Raw genomic sequence first — 18,250 nt, 5'->3', positions numbered from 1 at the left:
GGTATTTTTTATGCGCATGCTTTCCGCGGGCATGTTCTCAGCCTGTAGTCTTCGAATCATGCTGTTCCCGCAGGAGTCAGCGCTAAAAAATACCCTTTGAAATGATTTCTGTTTCAGATTTAGTACTTAAAAATCAATTTAGTTTTCGTGGTAATTGACATAATAAACTTGATCAATAAATTCTTGTATGAGTTCATCTTCATATTTATATGCTATCTTCTCACTCATCTTTTCATCTAAAATTATATTGTCACTTATATAATCTTGATAATGTCCAATTTCATGCGCTAAAGTTCTTAAAATATTTAAATCACTATCGAAAAGTGACATTTCTTTTTTTAATTGTTCATAGCTATTTGTGGAAACGACTATTCTCGGATACTTAAATAAAGATTTGGGATATTGGAAGTAACCATAAGAATCTTCGAGTTCTTTATGCGTAATATGAATATTAACTTTTATAGGAAAGTCCAATTCTTTTTTAATGAAATTTCTAAATTGTACAAAGGCCTTCTTTAAATGAGCACTTATTTCAGAATCAAACTTCAACGTGAGTCCATCCTTATATGGTGTAGAACTATTATTATGACAAAATAAATATTTGTAAGTTAAATAATTACTAATTCGAAGAATATTTTGTTCAAAACTTTCAAAATGATTAATGAGTTCTTTATGTGTAACTTTTTCGTACTCTAAAGTATAGAATTGTGCGATATGATAATTTAAATCATATAAAATTTCAGAAAGTGCACATTCCAATCTGTTTACAACAATGTTATAGCTCTTCTTAGCAACAAGATATTCTTCAATATTATATAAAGAATAATATATATGACGATTATCAAAGTCTACTTGGCAGTCTGAAAGATAACCATAAGAACTGATTGGAGCATCATGGATAATAATTTTAATGCTTTGATTTAATATGTTATTTCTATTAATCCATTTAATATAATTTCTGATGCTTTGAACTACACTTGTGTGATTACTTTTATTTATTACTGTTATTTTATTCATCTTCATCATCCTCAAATACTTCTTACAATAAATTATCTATATATTACAAATATTGTCAATTGCATTCTACATGCCTTTCATGACATTTGTCATATGATATTCGTGACAGTTTGTACTTATAACAGGTGGTGTGATTTTTTATAATATAGGTAACTTATAAAGGACGGTGATGATTATGATTGATGTTCAAAATGTAACGAAAATCTATAATCAGAAAAAAGTTGTGAGTGATGTTTCTTTTCAAATTAATGAGGGTGAATGTACGGCTTTAATTGGTCCAAATGGTGCTGGTAAGTCTACGTTGATTGATATGATTATTGGTGACAGATACCCTAATGACGGGCAAATTATTAGTGATGATCAACAATTAGATAAGAAGCGGATGGGTATTTTGTTTCAAACGACGGCTTTTCCGGATGTGATGAAAGTTAAGGAGTTGTTTTATCTTTTTAAGTCTTTTTATAAAGATACGATTTCGATAGAAACTTTTAAAGAAATTACACGATTTGATAATGATAAACTTGAACAATTTGCTGCTAAATTATCTGGTGGTGAACGTAGAATATTGGATTTTACATTATCTATTATTGGAAAACCGGACTTTGTCATTTTGGATGAGCCGACAAGTGCGATGGATACTGAAATGAGAAAGCATTTTTGGAAAGTGATTGAGGAAATGAAACAAGAAGGTAAAACGATATTTTATACTTCTCATTATATTGAAGAAGTTGAAAGAATGGCTGACCGTGTTGTTGTACTTAATAAAGGTGAGCTTGTTATGGATAGTACACCTAGAGCGATACGTCATAGCGAAAACAAAACGATGATTCAAATTCCTTTATCGAAAAAAGAAGTAGTGAATATTCTTAAAAATGTTTCGGTTGAAGCATCTAAAGATATGCTCATCATTACCACTGAAGATGTAAATCCTGTTATTAAAGCTTTTATAGACTATGGCATTGATTTTAATGAGGTAGAAATTATTAAAGAGTCATTAATGGATACGATATTTTCAAAAAATGAAGAAAGGGTTTGATGAGATATGTTATGGGCGTATTTTAAATCTGAATTGTTATTGTTAACGAGAAAAAAATCATATTTAATACTTTCGATTATGTTACCGTTAGTATTTTATTTAATATTCACAGCGCTACTGGATTTACCTAAAGAATACGAAGCTAAATTTTATAAAGAATATATGTTTAGTATGGCGACGTTCAGTTTAAGTAGTTTCTGTATTATGACATTTCCATTAGAGATGATTGAAGATAAGAAAATAGGATGGTCAAAAAATTTATTCAAAACACCTTTATCACCGAGTTATTACTATGCAGGGAAAGTAATGAAATTAATGTGCATGTTTTGTTTAGCTATTATCGCATTATTTTTAACAGGTGCTTTTTATAAAGGTGTTGAAATGTCAGCAGGTGAGTGGATCGGCTCAGGATTGATGTTATGGGTTGGTTCTAGCATGTTTTTATCAATGGGCGTTCTCATATCTCAAATAAAAGATATTCAAAAAGCTAGTGCTATCGCGAATATCATATATTTAGGACTTGCTGTATTGGGTGGACTTTGGTTCCCAACAGATCAGTTTCCAGATTGGCTAAAGCATGTATCTTTTGCAACGCCAACATATAATTTAAGAGAACTTTCTTTATCTGTGACAACTCAAGGTGGTATACACTTTGTTTCACTTCTTATATTGGCAATTTATTGTATACTGTTTATAAGTATTGCGTTGATTATACGTAAAAAGACGGAAGTGGTTTAATGACATTAATAGAAAGAATTAAAGAGAATCCTATAGGTTCATCAAACTTAATTTATCTCATCTTTCCGATATTGAGTTTGACAGTACTTGGTCATAGAGGACCTTTATGGAGCGGTATATTGGTTACCGCTCTATTTACGATAAGTTACTTAATGATGATTTATGTAAATTTATCTAAAAGAACTATACTTAGAAGAATACTTTTAACGGTTCATTTTTTAGGTATATTTTATTTTGTAGATTATTTTAATGCTTCTCATTTATTATTCTTTTTCTATGCAGCTTATATTATTCCATATGTCTTTCAAACTAAAATGAAATCTATCGAAGTATTGATGTATATTGTGTCGTTTATGATTGCGATTTATATTATTGCAGTTGATCATAGAGACTATTTAATTATTATGATACCTATGAGTATTGTCATTATATTTATTATGTTTGGAAATTTTAAAGCGTTAGAATCTGAACAATTAAAGGAAGAAATTAGAAGTAAAAATGAACATATCAATACGTTAATTGCTGAACAAGAGCGAAATAGAATCGGACAAGATTTACATGATACGTTAGGTCATGTGTTTGCGAGTTTAAGTATTAAATCTGAACTTGCGATGAAGTTAGTGGACAAAGATATTGATAAAGCGAAAGAAGAAATGGCATCTGTGAATGGATTATCTAAAGAAGCTCTTGTTAAAGTAAGAGCAATTGTAGATGATTTGAAGTTGCAGTCTTTTGAAGAAGAAGTGAAGACGATGGAGACATTGTTAGAAAATGCGAACTTATCATTTGAATTTAAAAATGCTGATCGAGCTCAGTCACTCAGTCCAACTCGGCAGTCAGCACTGTCAATGATTTTGAGAGAAGCGGTTAACAATGTCATTAAGCATGCACAGGCTACTAAAGTAACAGGTGAAATCGTTGAAGAAAATGAACATTTAACATTGGTAATCATAGATGACGGCATAGGTATGAAACACATTGATGAAGATGATTTTAAGAGTATTAAATATCGTGTTCATGCATTAAAAGGTCAATTAAAAGTAAGTAATTTAAATAAAGGATTAAAAATGACGATCACATTGCCTAGAGGGGATGACACATTATGATATCAATTGTTATAGCAGAAGACCAAGAAATGTTACGGAAAGCCATGGTTCAATTGATGGAAATGAATGATGAATTGAATATTTTAGGGGACTTTTCAAATGGAGAAGATGCATTAGAACGTATTCAAACTCTCGAGCCAGATGTCGCGATACTAGATGTCGAAATGCCTAAAATGACAGGATTAGAAGTATTGAAAAAAGTAAAAGATTCAAATTTAAATACGAAAGTCATCATCGTTACAACTTTTAAAAGACCAGGATACTTTGAAAGTGCGGTAGCAAATGATGTTGATGCATATGTATTGAAAGAACGATCAATAGATGAACTTGTAGAAACAATTAAGAATGTGATGGACGGTAATAAAGAATATAGTGAATCTTTAATGACATCAATGTTTAAATATAGAAACCCATTAAGTCCGAAAGAACAACTCGTATTGAAAGAAATAGGCAAAGGCTTATCCAGTAAAGAAATATCAAAAGAATTATATTTATCAGACGGCACAATCAGAAATTATACATCGATTATTATAGATAAATTAGAAGCAGATAACCGGTTTGATGCATGGCAGAAAGCAATAGAAAAAGGATGGATATAGTGAGGTGCAAGGGGAGTAAAGGTTATTAGGGAATTTCTGGACCGATAAATAAAATTACCGGTCCAGAAATGAGAAATACGGACCGATAAAAAAATTTATCGACCCGAAAACAGGATTACCAGTCCGATAAATGAAAAGCTGAGCCATCATTTGATGATGTGCTCAGCTTCCTTATTGATTATTTTGTTTTTACGGTGTGTATAAACTCATATAATCCGTTTAGTTGATCGAGTTGTTGATTACAATGTTCACTATCATGGCAAATGTAATTACCATTTTTAGTATATGTTCCATCACCTTTAGATTTCGTCGTAGATAGAAACATGGAAACATTGGATTCTTTCTTACATATACTACAGATTCCAGGCTTAATGGTTGGTGATAAATCGCCTGATACGCCTATCAATTTATCGTCTTCATAGAGCACGATAAATTTCTTTTGTTTACCAGAATCATTCCAACCTATATATGAAGACTCTTTTAAGTCTATGTTATCCCATTCTGGTTGTTTTAACTTTTTAGTCTTTTTAAAGATCTTTTCAAGTTGCTTACTTGAAGGCTGTTCAAATGGGACGACGTAGCTTTTAAGCCCAAATAATAATTTCTCAATTTGTGATCGAGAAATCTTTTTATTCATAATGATTTTTGTGAAATCTTCTATTTCTGAATACTTTTCCTCAAAAAGCTGTGAAATATGGTCGTATGTTATAGCTTGAAACGTATCGATTGTTTTTATATCATTTACAGATTTATAAACGTTAAATAACTGTTCTGATTTTTCTTTAATACTAACGAATTGATATGGTTTAATGTAATTATTCATATTAAATCCCTTCTTTTAAATTATTTCATTTGATCGTTGGGTATGAATAATTGTAGAGAACATGACACATTTAGTAGCATCTTAAGATCCCTCCTTATCAGACACTAGTATAGTCCTTTAGCAATGTAATTTCAAATGTATATTATTATAAAAATTATTCGAAATAGTGTAAAATTAAAAGACAACCAAATATGGTTGGAATTTTTTATTATATGGAGGAATTAATTAATAATTGGGGACCACAATTAGTTTAATCACGTTTATTGTATTACTCGCTTTAACCGGATTCTTTGTTGCGACGGAGTTTGCGATTGTAAAGGTCAGGTCATCTAGAATTAACTATTTAGCAGAACAGAATTATAAGAACGCTCAACCAGCTAAAAAGGTAGTTGAACATCTTGATGAGTATTTAGCGGCATGTCAGTTAGGTATAACCATTACAGCACTCGGAATTGGTATGGTTGGAGAATCAACATTTGAGTTTATTTTGCATCCACTTTATAGTAGCTTTGGATTATCAGAATCGGTTATTCATATCTTAACTTTAGCAAGCGCATTTATTATTGCAACATATTTACACGTTGTAGTAGGAGAAATGGCGCCAAAGACTATCGCAATTCAAAAAGCTGAACAAGTTACATTGTTCTTTGCAAGACCGATTATACTGTTTTACAAATTATTATATCCTTTTATCTTTATTTTAAATGGGTCAGCAAGAATGATATTGAGCTTATTTGGTATGAAACCTGCGAAAGAATCTGAATTATATCACTCTGAAGAAGAATTGAAGATGTTGATTAAAGAAAGTCACCAAGGCGGAGAAATTTCATCAACAGAATTAGAACATATTAATAAAGTATTTATTTATGATGAACTTGTTGTTAAAGATTGTATGATTTCTAGAGACAATATGACAATGATCAATAGTAAATCTAGTCAACAAGAAGCCATTCAATTTGTGAAAAATGGTTATTATACAAGATATCCAGTGTATCAAGATGATAAAACAAATGTTATTGGATATATACATGCGAAAGATTTATTGAAAGACAACATACAAGATATAACTGAATTAATTCACGAAATCATATATGTCAAAGAGACAGACGCCATTCAAAACGTATTGGATAAAATGAAAAAGCAACGTGCACATATCGCAATCGTTCATAATGAAGACGGTCAATTAGCAGGTATGATTACGATGGAAGACATACTTGAAAATATTGTCGGTAACATTGAAGATGAACACGATAGATAGACGTAAAAAGAACCTGAGCCAAAAAATGGCTCAGGTTCTTTTATTCTGACTGTTTCTTTTTTGGTGGCCATATGAAATACGAGATGGTGATGGCTAAATCAATAATGAGCACTATTGACCAAATGTGGATGACACCATCCATAGCTTCAGTCCTACTTTTGTCATGAATTAAGTAAATGATTGAATGTAGAATACCTGTCCCTATAATGTAAGAGAGTAAATGTTTGAACCAACTTTTCGCATACAGTTTCGCATACGCGAACCCACTAGGCTTCTCAGGTTTGCTGCCTTCTTTCATGACATAATATCTGAAGCGGTCATCAGCCCATTGAATCATACTTTTACCAAAGACAATTGAAACGGATATATAAACAGCAGCAATAGCATGAGGTGTTTCGGCCGTTGCGCCATTCATTAAATCTACTGCTGTTGTGATTAATAGAATCAAATCAATAACGGGTGTTAGTGCTAGAAAAATGAGCCCAAGCTTTTTCTGTCTGAATACATATCTTGTGACGAGTCCGAGTAGTATAACGACCCAGAATGCAACTTCACAAAAAATAATGAGCCACACAATAAAATTCATGACTTATCCTCCTTTATCTCGTAAGCTTTGAAATTTCTTCGAATACAATTGCTTCAATATCTTCATTTGAGGTCTGTTTTGGATTTAACAATTTATGAAGTGCTAATCCATCAATTAATGCGTGAAGTCTCATTGAATTAAGATGTATATTGCTGTTGTTTTTTAATAAGTTGTCGCGTTCTAAAATCGTTAATACCGTTGTACATAGTTCGTCTAATCCATCATCTAAAGTACTTTGTCCGTATTCATGGCTGTCATATCGAAAGGCCATCCATACTTCCATATCAGCTAATCTCTCTTCATCTAACGGTAAAACGGTGAGTAAACATGCTTTTACTTTATCAATTGTGTCTTGGTTATCAGACGTGAGTATTGCTTCGATTCTCCTTCTTACTTTTAGTTCTACTTCAGACATAACTGCACTGAGTAATTCTGAATGACTTGGAAAATAGTATCTAATTTGTCCAGGTGTCATTTGTGCGAGTTTAGCAATTTGTCTAACCGTAGATCCCTTTGCACCATTTTCAACAATTGACTGAAAAGCATATTGAATAATTTGTTCTTTTTTTTCTTTATGATTAATAATTTTTGGCATAGTAGAAGTCTAACATATTTTAATACACCTGTGTTAAATAAAAGTTTAAAAAATAAATTAAATTAATTAATAAAAATATAAAAATGCATTGACTTTAACGTTTGCAATACATATGATGAAATTATAAATTGGAATTTACAAAATCTTTACATTCTTTACAAATAATTAATATTAGGAGGTATGAGTATGGCGAATTTCTTGAAACCGGCTAAACATATAGATCCTCTGCCAAGTGAACAGGTAGATGATACATATAAGAAATTGAGACTTCAAGTCTTTATAGGTATATTTCTTGGTTATGCTGGTTACTATTTATTAAGGAAAAACTTTTCACTTGCGATGCCAGCATTAATTGATGAAGGCTTTAGTAAGACGGAATTAGGGTTTGCTTTATCAGCTATTTCAATTGCTTACGGTTTTAGTAAATTTATTATGGGTACAGTAAGTGACCGGAGTAACGCAAGAATATTTTTAACATTAGGTTTAGTATTAACGGCAATCGTTAATTTATTGATGGGTTTTATACCTGTCTTAACATCTAGTGTATTTATCATGTTTATTATGCTTTTCTTAAATGGTTGGTTCCAAGGTATGGGGTGGCCGCCATCTGGTAGAGTACTTGTACATTGGTACAGTGTTAGTGAACGTGGTGGTAAGACAGCAATTTGGAATGTCGCTCATAATGTTGGTGGTGGATTGATGGCACCAATAGCTTTGTTAGGTATTTCGATTACAGGAACATTATCGTTTGGTTACTTAAAAGGCTTTGAAGGTGCTTTTATTTATCCGGCTATTATTGCATTAATTATTGCACTTGTTTCGTATATTCTAGTTAGGGACACACCTCAATCAATGGGATTACCACCAATTGAAGAATATCGAAATGATTATCCGAATAAAGAACAGAAATCTTTAGAAGTAGAGCTATCAACAAAAGATATTCTCTTTAAATATGTATTGAATAACAAATGGGTTTGGATGATTGCTATTGCAAATATCTTTGTTTATTTTGTTCGTTACGGTGTGCTAGACTGGGCACCTACGTATTTAAGTGAAGAAAAAGGTTTCGATTTAAATGCATCAGGTTGGGCATACTTCTTATATGAATGGGCAGGTATCCCAGGAACATTATTATGTGGTTATATTTCAGATAAAGTGTTCAAAGGTAGAAGGGGACCAGCAGGATTTATATTCATGTTAGGTGTGACAATCGCTGTCATTGTATATTGGTTAAATCCAGCAGGAAACCCATTAGTAGACAATATTGCATTAGTCGCGATAGGCTTCCTAATTTACGGACCAGTTATGTTGATTGGCTTACAAGCATTAGATTATGTACCTAAAAAAGCAGCAGGTACTGCTGCGGGATTAACTGGATTATTTGGTTATTTAGGTGGTGCTGTAATGGCTAATATCATTATGGGACTAACAGTTGATAAGTTCGGATGGGATTCAGGATTTTTATTATTGACAATTATTAGTGTCCTTGCAATGCTAAGTTTTATCTTAACTTGGAACAAACGTGGACAAGAAGTTGTAAAATCATAATATTATATGAACTGAGACTGGGGTAGTTGTACCTTAGTCTCTTTTTGTATTTAATGAAGTTGTATTAAGTCGAAATATCGAATGGTAAACGTTCGCGAAATTCAATGATACGATTCAATATATTCTCACTTTATAAATTGTATGATTCTTTCAAAATATTAAAACATTTACCTTAATCTGATTTTCTTCAATTTATATATTTACTGATTAAAGTTTTCGAATTATAATAACGTCATTATAATTCTATATTATTAAATAAGTAATTCGATGTTTACTTATGGGATTTGGATTAAATTTATTAAGATATCAAAGAATTAGGAGATTTGTTGTGAGAAATATATATGAAATCAAATACCTAAAATATTCTGCTACTAAATATCGCAATCATATAGGTATTTCTTTTTTTGTAGTATTAAAGGGGCATGTTATGGTTACGATCAAAGAGAATAGTAACCAATATAAAGAAGGGGAAACGTTTGTTGTTAAACATAATGAGTGGTATAAACTCGATGTGCTAGAAGGGAATATTGTTGTACAAATTCATTTGTATGAGTCATTAATATCAACGATGATACCGGAGTTACTTTCATATCATCAGTATATACAAAACCAAACAGAATTAGTCACTTTAAGAGACCATTTAATATGCTTGTGTGATTTATATTTAATACAAGAAAACAACCGCAATTTAAAAATAATGAAGCAACTTATTACAATATTAGAATTTTATAGAGACCGTTTAACGGTTTATTCAAAAGAATGTCCAATTGTTAACCGACATATGAACCCGATAATTGATGAAATTAAAGATTATATATATGATCATTATAATGAACGTATAACCATCAATACATTTACCGATAAATATCATATTTCTGAATCGTATTTTTCGAAATTATTTAAAGAACAAATGGGTGTGAACTTTAAAGATTATTTAACGGACATCAGATTGTTAAATAGCACGTATGATTTAATTCATACACAAGAAAAAATAATCGACATATCTGAAAAACATGGATTTTATAATGTATCGTCTTATATTTATTCTTTTAAATTGTATTATGGTGTTACGCCAAAAAAGTATCGTGATATGATACAACGTAAACACGCACAAATTGAACGACAAAGCTTTTTTAATGAAGTAGATCATGAGCGAGATTTATCAGATGAGGAAGTTAAATATTATTTAAAAAAGTTTCAAGAGGATTATTCAAGTATGATATGTACATAAAAATTTAGTATTTTTATGTAAATAAAACCTCCCAATCTCTTTTAAGGTTAAACAGATTGGAAGGTAAATAGTTCGTATTAAGATTGTGCAATATATTTTTTGATAACTTCTTTGTTTTTTTCTTTGAAGATATCATTGTGGCTCGATACGCGACCGCCTGCTTGTGCTTCAGGATCGATATAGCTTTTAGCTAAGTTCGCAGCATTTGCGGCATCATTGAAACAAGAAGCAATCAAATGGACTTTTGCATCATGTTTAAGAATATCACCTGCACCGAATATACCAGGTACTGAAGTTTGACTGTTTCCTAAACCTTCAATAAAGAAATCATTAACTAAATTGACTTTTGTTTGTGCATTATGAAGTAACTCTGATTCACGATCAAAACCATGACTAATGATGACTTCATCAACAGGTACGATTTCTTGTTCATTTGTATCAACATGTTCTAAAACAACCTCTGTGATAACTGGTTTATTAGGATCACTGTTAAGTTGTTTAATAACCATACTTGGTTTTTTAGTGATATCAAGTTTATCTAATAATTGTTTCATATGTTCATGCCCAGAAATTTCCTCTTTTCTGTAGCAAAGCGTAACACTTTTCGCATATTCTGATAAATCACAAGCCCAATCTAATGCAGAGTTACCTGCCCCCGAAATTAATATGTGTTTGTCTTTAAATTTCTGGATAGACTGCACAACATAATTTAAATTGGACAATTCAAAACGCTCAGCACCTTCAATATCTAAAGTTAAAGGCTTAATTATGCCACCACCAACAGCAATAATGACAGATTTTGAATGATACTCATGACCTTTTTCTGTATATATAATAAAATGTTGTTCTTCAACTTTTTTAATATCAATAACTTTTTCTTCTAAGCACACTTCTGGACCGAAATGTAAGCCTTGTTGCACTAAATCTTGAATAACTTCATAACAAGGTTTTGGCGCAAGTGCCCCTATATCCCAAATGACTTTTTCAGGGTAGACATGCATTTTACCGCCTAATTTATTTTGGAAATCTATTATTCTTACGCTCATTCCTCTTAACCCGGAATAAAAACTCGCAAATAATCCCGCTGGACCCCCGCCGATAATCGTAACGTCTGTAATATTCATCAGTCATGATTCCTCCTAATTATTTCAACTTACGGTTATTATCCTATATTTGCAAATGATAATCAATATCAATGAAGGAATTGTCATAATTTTTATTTAAATACATATGTGAATTTTTTTAGATGAATAAAAATTAGGTGGGCATACTTGTATGGGCGGGATTGATAGATAGATGACTGTATGGTCGAAAAATGAGGTGGTGTTAGAGACAGAATTCTGAGGAATGTCCCTTAGTGACCGCCCTCTAATTACCAGAATTCATAAAAAATGAAAGCTAACACACTGTCACATAATGAAAGGCTGAGACAATTTTTCCTGTCTCAGCCTTCTTATCAAACTTATGCGATTGGGAAGAGTGATTCTATAAGTTGAATGTTCTCTTCTGTTAAGTTCACTTCTAATGCTTTTAAGTTATCGATAACTTGTTCGCCTCGTTTAGCGCCTGGTATGATCACATCTAATGATGGTTTTGTTAAATAATATGCTAACACAATATGCGCTACGTCTACGCCATGCTCTTGAGCGATTTCGCTAAGTTTGTCTACTTTTTTTAGATTTTCTTTAAAAGCTTCACCTTGGAATTCTGGTTTTTCTGCTCTTAAATCATCGAATGTTGTATTCTCATCATATTTACCAGCTAATAATCCTGCAGCTAATGGGAAATATGGAATAAATGTAATATCATGTTCTGCGGTATATTCTAAGATGTGTTCATTCTCACGATTTAATAAATTATATTCATGTTGAATAACATCTACATTACCATTTTTATTGGCTTCTTTAAGTTGTTCTAAAGTGAAGTTAGAAACACCGATTGCTTTAATTTTTCCAGAATCTTTTAATTCTTGTAAAGCTGCAACTGCTTCGTCTTTAGGTGTTTCATCATCTGGGAAATGAATATAATATAAATCGATATAGTCAGTTTGCAATCTTTTAAGGCTGTTTTCAACTTGTTCTTTTAAAAATTCAGGGGCGTTAGATAATTTCGTATCATCACCGTCAAAGTAATGAGCCCCTTTAGTAGCGATAACGACATCTTCGCGATTGTATTCTTTAAGGACTTCTCCGACAAGTTCTTCTGATCTTCCAGGACCATAGATGAAAGCAGTATCTAATAAATTAACGCCATTGTCTAGGGCAGCTCTTACAACATTTTTACCTTGTTCTTCATCTAGGTTTGGATATAAATTATGACCGCCAACAGCATTAGTTCCTAAACCAATTGGGTTAACTTCAATATTTGATTTACCTAATTTTACACGTTTTGCCATTTCAATCATCCTTTTCTCATTGTTTGTTTTAAATTTGAATAAGTTTGAATTAAAATTCTTCATAAGTTGCTGGATCTTGATCTTTAAGTCGTCCATCAGCTTTAGTTAATGCATCGATTGCGTGTAAATCTTCTGATTCTAAATAGAAATCAAACACATCTAAATTTTGTAGTTGTCTTTCGTTAGATGTTGATTTTGGAATTGGGACAATACCATTTTGAACGTGCCATTTTAAAATGATTTGTGGAATTGTTTTATTATATTTTTCAGCGATTTTACCAATTTCTTTATCGTTTATAACTTCTGAAGCGCGACCTAGAGGACTCCAAGCTTCTATTATAATACCTTTTTCTTGATGATATTCGAGTACATCTTTTTGGTTGAAATAAGGATGTAATTCTATTTGGTTAACTGCAGGTAGTACACCAGTTTCTTTTTCTAATGTATCAATATGTTCTTCTAAGAAATTACATACACCTATAGATTTAATAAGGCCAAGTTTCTGTGCGTCTATGAGTGCTTTCCAAGCTTCTACATATTTGCCTTGTTTAGGGTTTGGCCAGTGAATTAAATATAAGTCAATATATTCTACACCTAATCGATAAATCGATTCTTGTATAGCAGTAATGGCTTGATCATAACTATGATAACGACCAGGTAGCTTTGATGTTACGATAATTTGATCGCGACTAACATGGCTTTCTTGTATCGCTTTTCCGACAGTACCTTCATTTTCGTAGTTATATGCAGTATCTAATATGCGATATCCATTGTTTAATGCGTTTACGATTGCATGCACACCAGATGATCCGTTCAATTTATACGTACCAAATCCTACTTGCGGTAACACTTGTCCATCATTTAAATGATAATTTTCCATGATAAAATGCCTCCTAAATAAATATAATGACTGTACACTTGTAAACTATATCATAACTATTTTTGTTGATAGGAATAATCAGCTTATAAATATTTTGGAAAACGTATTGAATTCATATAGTGAATGTAGTAAGATGTATCTCATTGCGCAAGATAAGTAGCTAATAGCTAGAGTCATATTATTGAGAAAAGAAGGGTTAAAATGGAGCGTGTATGTGTCATATCATTAAGCATTATAGATGCAATCATGATACTCATGTTGGTACTGTTTAATACGGCAATTATTTCTAATATTTATGTATTAACAGTTTATGCTTTAATCATGGTACTGGTTTCTGGTTATATCGTATATTTAGCTATCAGTATGAAATGCGATCAATCTATTAATCAATTTGATCAATATTCTAAATAATTAAATTTAACGAGTAAAAATGTATATGATTGAAACTTCAACGAATAAGCCTTGATGGTTTATTCGTTTTTTTATTTATATAAAAATCGTAAATAGTATGTAAAAATGTAGTAACATACTTTTAAGTTGCATGTTATAATAATGATGCTTTTAATTAAACGAAAAGGGTGGACAATAAACAATGTTTTTAATCATCAACATAATTGGTTTGTTGGTATTCATTGGTGTCGCTTTTCTTTTTTCTAGAGACAAAAAGAATGTTGATTGGAAATCAGTCTTAATACTAATTGTCATTAACTTAGTATTAGCATGGTTCTTCACACAATTTTCTTTCGGAGCGAGATTCGTTAAAGGTGCGGCTGATGGCGTATCATGGCTTTTAGAATCTGCTTTTTCGGGAATTGGATTTGCATTTGGTAGCTTTACAGCACCAGGGCCAGGGAAAATGGATATGGCAGTTTCAGCGTTACTACCAATTTTACTAGTTGTACCAGTATTCGATATTTTAATGTATTTAGGTATTTTACCAAAATTTATTTCAATGTTAGGTTGGGTTATTTCAAAAATAACAAGACAACCTAAATTTGAGTCATTCTTCTCAATTGAAATGATGTTCTTAGGAAATACGGAAGCTTTAGCAGTTTCATCTAAACAATTAACATCTATGAATAAAGTCAGAGTACTTACGCTTGCAATGATGTCTATGAGTTCTGTATCAGGGGCAATTGTTGGTGCGTATGTCACGATGATACCAGGAGAATATGTATTAACGGCAATACCATTAAACATCATTAACGCGATTATTGTAACAACAATTTTAAATCCGTTTGATTTAGACCCAGAAGATGATGTTGTGGCTGAGATAGACGAAGGGGAAAAACAGCCATTCTTCTCATTTTTAGGTGATTCAGTCATCAATGCAGGTAAACTTGTATTAATCATTATCGCATTTGTTATCGCATTTGTTGCGATTGCGGACTTGATTAATAAATTACTAGGTATTATGGATCCAATTCCATATTTACCAAACATAAGATTAGAGTATATCCTCGGAATCTTTATGTTCCCATTCGCAATTTTACTTGGTATGCCAGTTGGGGAAGCATGGGTAGTTGCTCAACAAATGGCACTTAAGATAGTAACAAATGAGTTTGTTGTTATGAGCACGATTAGTAAAGAAATAAGTGAATATTCAACACATAGAGCAGCAGTAATTAGTACATTCTTAGTATCATTTGCTAATTTCTCTACTATTGGTATGATAATAGGTACTTTGAAAGGTATCGTTAAAGAAGATGTATCTAATTTCGTATCTAAATACGTACCAATGATGTTGTTATCAGGTATTTTAGTATCGCTGTTAACAGCAGCATTCGTTGGATTATTTGCTTGGTAAGTTCAATAAACACTTTTAAAGTTTAAACTTAAAAGCAACAAGCACATTTAATGTACTTGTTGCTTTTTTTATAAAGGGGGATATATCATGCTCAAAAAAGTATTAGATATATCGAGTATTGTTTTGTGGTTAATTTCTATTATATTAATTATGATTAACTTTGCCGATTTACCTGACAAAATACCGAGTCATTATAATTTTGCAGGAAATGCAGATGCATGGTCGACTAAGACTTTTATATTCTTTATGCCTGTATTAGGATTATTGATATGGCTTATACTTCATTATTTAGTCAGTAATCCAAAGATAGATAAATACATACATGTTCCATCACTTTATGATCAACCAAATAAAGCCCAAATAGAAAATGCTAAATTATTAATTTACTTTATCAAATTCGAAATGATGGCATTATTTACATTTCTCGTCATTAAAGACTTATATACAGCGCTTGGTATGCCTTTTAAGTTGGGTGTATGGGAAACAATCATTATATTAAGTGTGATAGGCATAACGATTATCATATTTATGGCTCGAAATTATATGTTAGATAAAAATGAAAATACGAAATGAGTGGAAATATATGTCAGAATGTACTTGGCCAAATAGTGATTTAATGAAAAAATATCACGAAAATGAATGGTGTAGAATTAATAAAAATGATGATTACATCTTTGAGATGCTATCATTAGAAGGTGCACAAGCTGGTCTTTCTTGGGAAACGGTCATTCAAAAGCGAGAAGCATATCAAGTAGCTTTTAAACAATTTAAAATTGATCAATGTGCAGTGTTAACAGATGAAGCATTAGAACACATTAAAATTGAATATAATGTTATTAAACATATAGGTAAGATAAAGTCCGTAAAAAGTAATGCATTATTAGTTCAAGAAATACAACAAACATATGGCAGTTTTGCAGATTTTCTTTGGTCATATGTAGATGGTGAGCCAATTATAAATGAATGGCATGACATGTCAGAAGTGCCGGCAGAAACAGATCTTTCTATTAAATTAAGCAAAGACTTAAAGAAATTAGGTTTTAAATTTGTTGGTCCTAAAATCATGTATTCTTTCTTACAAAGTATCGGTATAATAGATGACCATCTCATCACTTGTCCATATCATAGTTATAATAGAAATAAAAAGGGCTGAGACAATGTTTAAACCTTGTCCCAGCCTCTTTATGTTATTTCAAAATTATGCATCTTTGTCATTATTAAGATTTGTTTGAATAAATGTTTCAACTGAATCACGTAATTCGTTAAAATGATCAGTATCCATGTTTAAATCTTGGAATGTTTGATAGATATCTTCTAAGATTTGGCCTTGCGTTTCGATACCCAATTCAGTTAAAGAAACACGTAAATTTCTCTCATCATTAATCGCTCTTTCGCGATTAACGAATCCTTTTTCTTCAAGTTTCTTTAAAAGTGGTGTTAAAGTCCCAGAATCTAAGTATAGTCTGTCGCCTAAAGTTTTAATATTGATTACTTCGTTTTTATCTATAGCTACAAGAACGATATAACCTGTATAAGTTAGATTATATTTCTTCAATATTGGTGTATATTTTTTTATAAGCTCTTTTGACGCAACATATAACATGAATCCAAGTTGTTTGTTGATTGGTGGTATATCCATTTTATTATCCTCCTTACGTCAAAATTAAGCCTATTATGAAATGAAAACAAAGTCAAGTTATTTACGAAATGTTCATAAAATAGAAAAAATTATCGCACTCAATACAGTTTTATAAAATCTCAGTTTTTGCATTTATATAAAATTGAATTTTATAGAAATAAAAGTCCGATTGTAATGTTATTTTTGATACTCTATTATATATATAAAGATAAAGTGAGGTGTGTAGTATATGAATCAACAACGCTATCCTAAATCTATAGTTCAAGAAATTGTGATGAATGCTGGTTTAGTATTGTTAGAAGCGGGTTCGGAGGCTTTTCGAGTTGAAGATACAATGTATAGAATGGCTAAACGATTAGGGTATCCGAATAATCAATGTTATGTCAGTTCAACAATTATAAATTTCGCTTTAGATATTGACGACAATATTAGAGTATATAGAGTCAGTAAAAGAGATACGAATTTAGGTAATATTCATCGCGTGAATAACATTTCTAGAATGTTAGATAAAGGGCAAATATCAGCTGAAGAGGCATTGAAGCGTATTCGTACTATACATAAATCCCCATTACCATACTCGTTACCGTTTAAAATGATTGCTGCAGGTTTTATTTCAATTTTCTTCCTATATTTATTTAGTGGACATAAAGAAGATATCATCGCCACATTTATTGGAGGTGCAATAGGTTATTCTATAGTAGAAATTCTACATTCATGGACACGTGTTAAATTTATAGCAGAAATTATTGCCGCGAGTGTCATCGCATTAATCGCCATTTATAATCAAATGTTATTTGGAGGAGATGCGTTAAATATTGCGATTATATCTGCAGTTATGCCGATCGTTCCAGGTGTGCTCATAACAAATGCGATTCAAGATTTATTTTTAGGTCAATTATTAGTGGGTATATCTAAAGGATTAGAAGCAACCTTTACTTCTATTGCCATTGGTGTCGGTGTAGGTATCGTGTTGTTAATATTCTCATAAGAGG

The 18,250-nt window shown here is 31.5% G+C and carries 20 protein-coding genes; 12 read left to right on the top strand and 8 right to left on the bottom strand.

Going from position 1 to position 18,250, the window contains the following annotated elements; all coding sequences use genetic code 11:
• Window positions 1–138: 138 nt before the first annotated feature.
• Complete coding sequence (locus ACJTHF_RS02795; protein WP_107602285.1) at window positions 139–1,017, bottom strand: hypothetical protein; 879 nt, start codon at window positions 1,015–1,017, stop codon at window positions 139–141.
• A 175-nt stretch (window positions 1,018–1,192) separates the two neighbouring features.
• Between ACJTHF_RS02795 and ACJTHF_RS02790 the strand changes: the two genes are divergently transcribed.
• The 4 genes from ACJTHF_RS02790 to ACJTHF_RS02775 are packed head-to-tail and all read left to right on the top strand — an operon-like array spanning window position 1,193 to window position 4,496.
• Window positions 1,193–2,053, top strand: coding sequence for an ABC transporter ATP-binding protein (locus tag ACJTHF_RS02790; RefSeq protein WP_058591687.1), 861 nt, complete (start codon window positions 1,193–1,195; stop codon window positions 2,051–2,053).
• Window positions 2,054–2,059: 6 nt separating this feature from the next.
• Window positions 2,060–2,791 (top strand): ABC transporter permease, encoded by a 732-nt coding sequence (locus ACJTHF_RS02785; protein ID WP_078355440.1) that lies wholly within the window; start codon window positions 2,060–2,062, stop codon window positions 2,789–2,791.
• Entirely contained in the window at window positions 2,791–3,897 is a 1,107-nt protein-coding gene (locus tag ACJTHF_RS02780) for a sensor histidine kinase (RefSeq protein ID WP_058591685.1), read from the top strand. The genes ACJTHF_RS02785 and ACJTHF_RS02780 overlap by 1 nt, the downstream gene beginning before the upstream one ends.
• Window positions 3,894–4,496 (top strand): response regulator transcription factor, encoded by a 603-nt coding sequence (locus tag ACJTHF_RS02775; protein WP_058591684.1) that lies wholly within the window; start codon window positions 3,894–3,896, stop codon window positions 4,494–4,496. The genes ACJTHF_RS02780 and ACJTHF_RS02775 overlap by 4 nt, the downstream gene beginning before the upstream one ends.
• A gap of 178 nt (window positions 4,497–4,674) precedes the next feature.
• On the opposite strand, the gene ACJTHF_RS02770 is transcribed toward ACJTHF_RS02775, so the two are convergent.
• Complete coding sequence (locus ACJTHF_RS02770; protein WP_058591683.1) at window positions 4,675–5,319, bottom strand: FusB/FusC family EF-G-binding protein; 645 nt, start codon at window positions 5,317–5,319, stop codon at window positions 4,675–4,677.
• 232 nt (window positions 5,320–5,551) lie between these two features.
• Between ACJTHF_RS02770 and ACJTHF_RS02765 the strand changes: the two genes are divergently transcribed.
• Window positions 5,552–6,577 (top strand): hemolysin family protein, encoded by a 1,026-nt coding sequence (locus ACJTHF_RS02765; RefSeq protein ID WP_078355441.1) that lies wholly within the window; start codon window positions 5,552–5,554, stop codon window positions 6,575–6,577.
• A 40-nt stretch (window positions 6,578–6,617) separates the two neighbouring features.
• On the opposite strand, the gene ACJTHF_RS02760 is transcribed toward ACJTHF_RS02765, so the two are convergent.
• Both ACJTHF_RS02760 and ACJTHF_RS02755 read right to left on the bottom strand, forming a co-directional pair.
• Complete coding sequence (locus ACJTHF_RS02760) at window positions 6,618–7,163, bottom strand: hypothetical protein (RefSeq protein ID WP_106417329.1); 546 nt, start codon at window positions 7,161–7,163, stop codon at window positions 6,618–6,620.
• Between the two features lie 13 nt (window positions 7,164–7,176).
• Window positions 7,177–7,758 (bottom strand): TetR/AcrR family transcriptional regulator, encoded by a 582-nt coding sequence (locus ACJTHF_RS02755; protein ID WP_058591680.1) that lies wholly within the window; start codon window positions 7,756–7,758, stop codon window positions 7,177–7,179.
• Window positions 7,759–7,944: 186 nt separating this feature from the next.
• Between ACJTHF_RS02755 and glpT the strand changes: the two genes are divergently transcribed.
• Both glpT and ACJTHF_RS02745 read left to right on the top strand, forming a co-directional pair.
• Entirely contained in the window at window positions 7,945–9,306 is a 1,362-nt protein-coding gene (glpT, locus tag ACJTHF_RS02750; RefSeq protein WP_048541804.1) for a glycerol-3-phosphate transporter, read from the top strand.
• Between the two features lie 427 nt (window positions 9,307–9,733).
• Window positions 9,734–10,537 carry a helix-turn-helix transcriptional regulator gene (locus ACJTHF_RS02745; protein ID WP_232156639.1) on the top strand — a complete coding sequence of 268 codons (804 nt, stop codon included), beginning with the start codon at window positions 9,734–9,736 and terminating at the stop codon, window positions 10,535–10,537.
• A gap of 77 nt (window positions 10,538–10,614) precedes the next feature.
• Here the strand turns inward: ACJTHF_RS02745 and ACJTHF_RS02740 are convergent, their stop codons facing one another.
• The 3 genes from ACJTHF_RS02740 to ACJTHF_RS02730 form a co-directional block, all read right to left on the bottom strand.
• Window positions 10,615–11,655, bottom strand: a complete 1,041-nt coding sequence (locus tag ACJTHF_RS02740; RefSeq protein WP_107602292.1) for an NAD(P)/FAD-dependent oxidoreductase — start codon at window positions 11,653–11,655, stop codon at window positions 10,615–10,617.
• 344 nt (window positions 11,656–11,999) lie between these two features.
• A complete protein-coding gene (locus ACJTHF_RS02735) occupies window positions 12,000–12,932 on the bottom strand; it encodes an aldo/keto reductase (protein ID WP_107602289.1) in 933 nt (310 codons plus the stop codon).
• A 49-nt stretch (window positions 12,933–12,981) separates the two neighbouring features.
• Window positions 12,982–13,812: an aldo/keto reductase gene (locus ACJTHF_RS02730; protein ID WP_078355470.1), complete on the bottom strand. Its 831-nt coding sequence runs from the start codon at window positions 13,810–13,812 to the stop codon at window positions 12,982–12,984.
• A gap of 201 nt (window positions 13,813–14,013) precedes the next feature.
• Here ACJTHF_RS02730 and ACJTHF_RS02725 point away from each other — a divergent pair, with 201 nt between their 5' ends.
• The 4 genes from ACJTHF_RS02725 to ACJTHF_RS02710 all read left to right on the top strand — a co-directional run bounded on the left by ACJTHF_RS02725 (window position 14,014) and on the right by ACJTHF_RS02710 (window position 16,772).
• Complete coding sequence (locus tag ACJTHF_RS02725; RefSeq protein WP_048541810.1) at window positions 14,014–14,223, top strand: hypothetical protein; 210 nt, start codon at window positions 14,014–14,016, stop codon at window positions 14,221–14,223.
• A gap of 181 nt (window positions 14,224–14,404) precedes the next feature.
• Window positions 14,405–15,619 carry a NupC/NupG family nucleoside CNT transporter gene (locus tag ACJTHF_RS02720; protein ID WP_048541811.1) on the top strand — a complete coding sequence of 405 codons (1,215 nt, stop codon included), beginning with the start codon at window positions 14,405–14,407 and terminating at the stop codon, window positions 15,617–15,619.
• A gap of 87 nt (window positions 15,620–15,706) precedes the next feature.
• Window positions 15,707–16,192: a DUF1648 domain-containing protein gene (locus ACJTHF_RS02715; RefSeq protein WP_078355471.1), complete on the top strand. Its 486-nt coding sequence runs from the start codon at window positions 15,707–15,709 to the stop codon at window positions 16,190–16,192.
• A 10-nt stretch (window positions 16,193–16,202) separates the two neighbouring features.
• Window positions 16,203–16,772, top strand: coding sequence for a DNA-3-methyladenine glycosylase I (locus ACJTHF_RS02710; protein ID WP_049319661.1), 570 nt, complete (start codon window positions 16,203–16,205; stop codon window positions 16,770–16,772).
• A gap of 45 nt (window positions 16,773–16,817) precedes the next feature.
• Here ACJTHF_RS02710 and ACJTHF_RS02705 read toward each other — a convergent pair whose 3' ends face one another.
• Window positions 16,818–17,258: a MarR family winged helix-turn-helix transcriptional regulator gene (locus ACJTHF_RS02705; protein ID WP_049319662.1), complete on the bottom strand. Its 441-nt coding sequence runs from the start codon at window positions 17,256–17,258 to the stop codon at window positions 16,818–16,820.
• A gap of 229 nt (window positions 17,259–17,487) precedes the next feature.
• Here ACJTHF_RS02705 and ACJTHF_RS02700 point away from each other — a divergent pair, with 229 nt between their 5' ends.
• Window positions 17,488–18,246, top strand: coding sequence for a threonine/serine exporter family protein (locus tag ACJTHF_RS02700; RefSeq protein ID WP_048541818.1), 759 nt, complete (start codon window positions 17,488–17,490; stop codon window positions 18,244–18,246).
• Window positions 18,247–18,250 lie beyond the last annotated feature (4 nt).

Source organism: Mammaliicoccus sp. RAM2, from assembly GCF_045897195.1.
GTDB classification, from domain to species: domain Bacteria; phylum Bacillota; class Bacilli; order Staphylococcales; family Staphylococcaceae; genus Mammaliicoccus; species Mammaliicoccus sciuri.
Note: the sequence above shows the minus strand (reverse complement) of the source record. Positions and strands in the feature narration are given on the sequence as shown.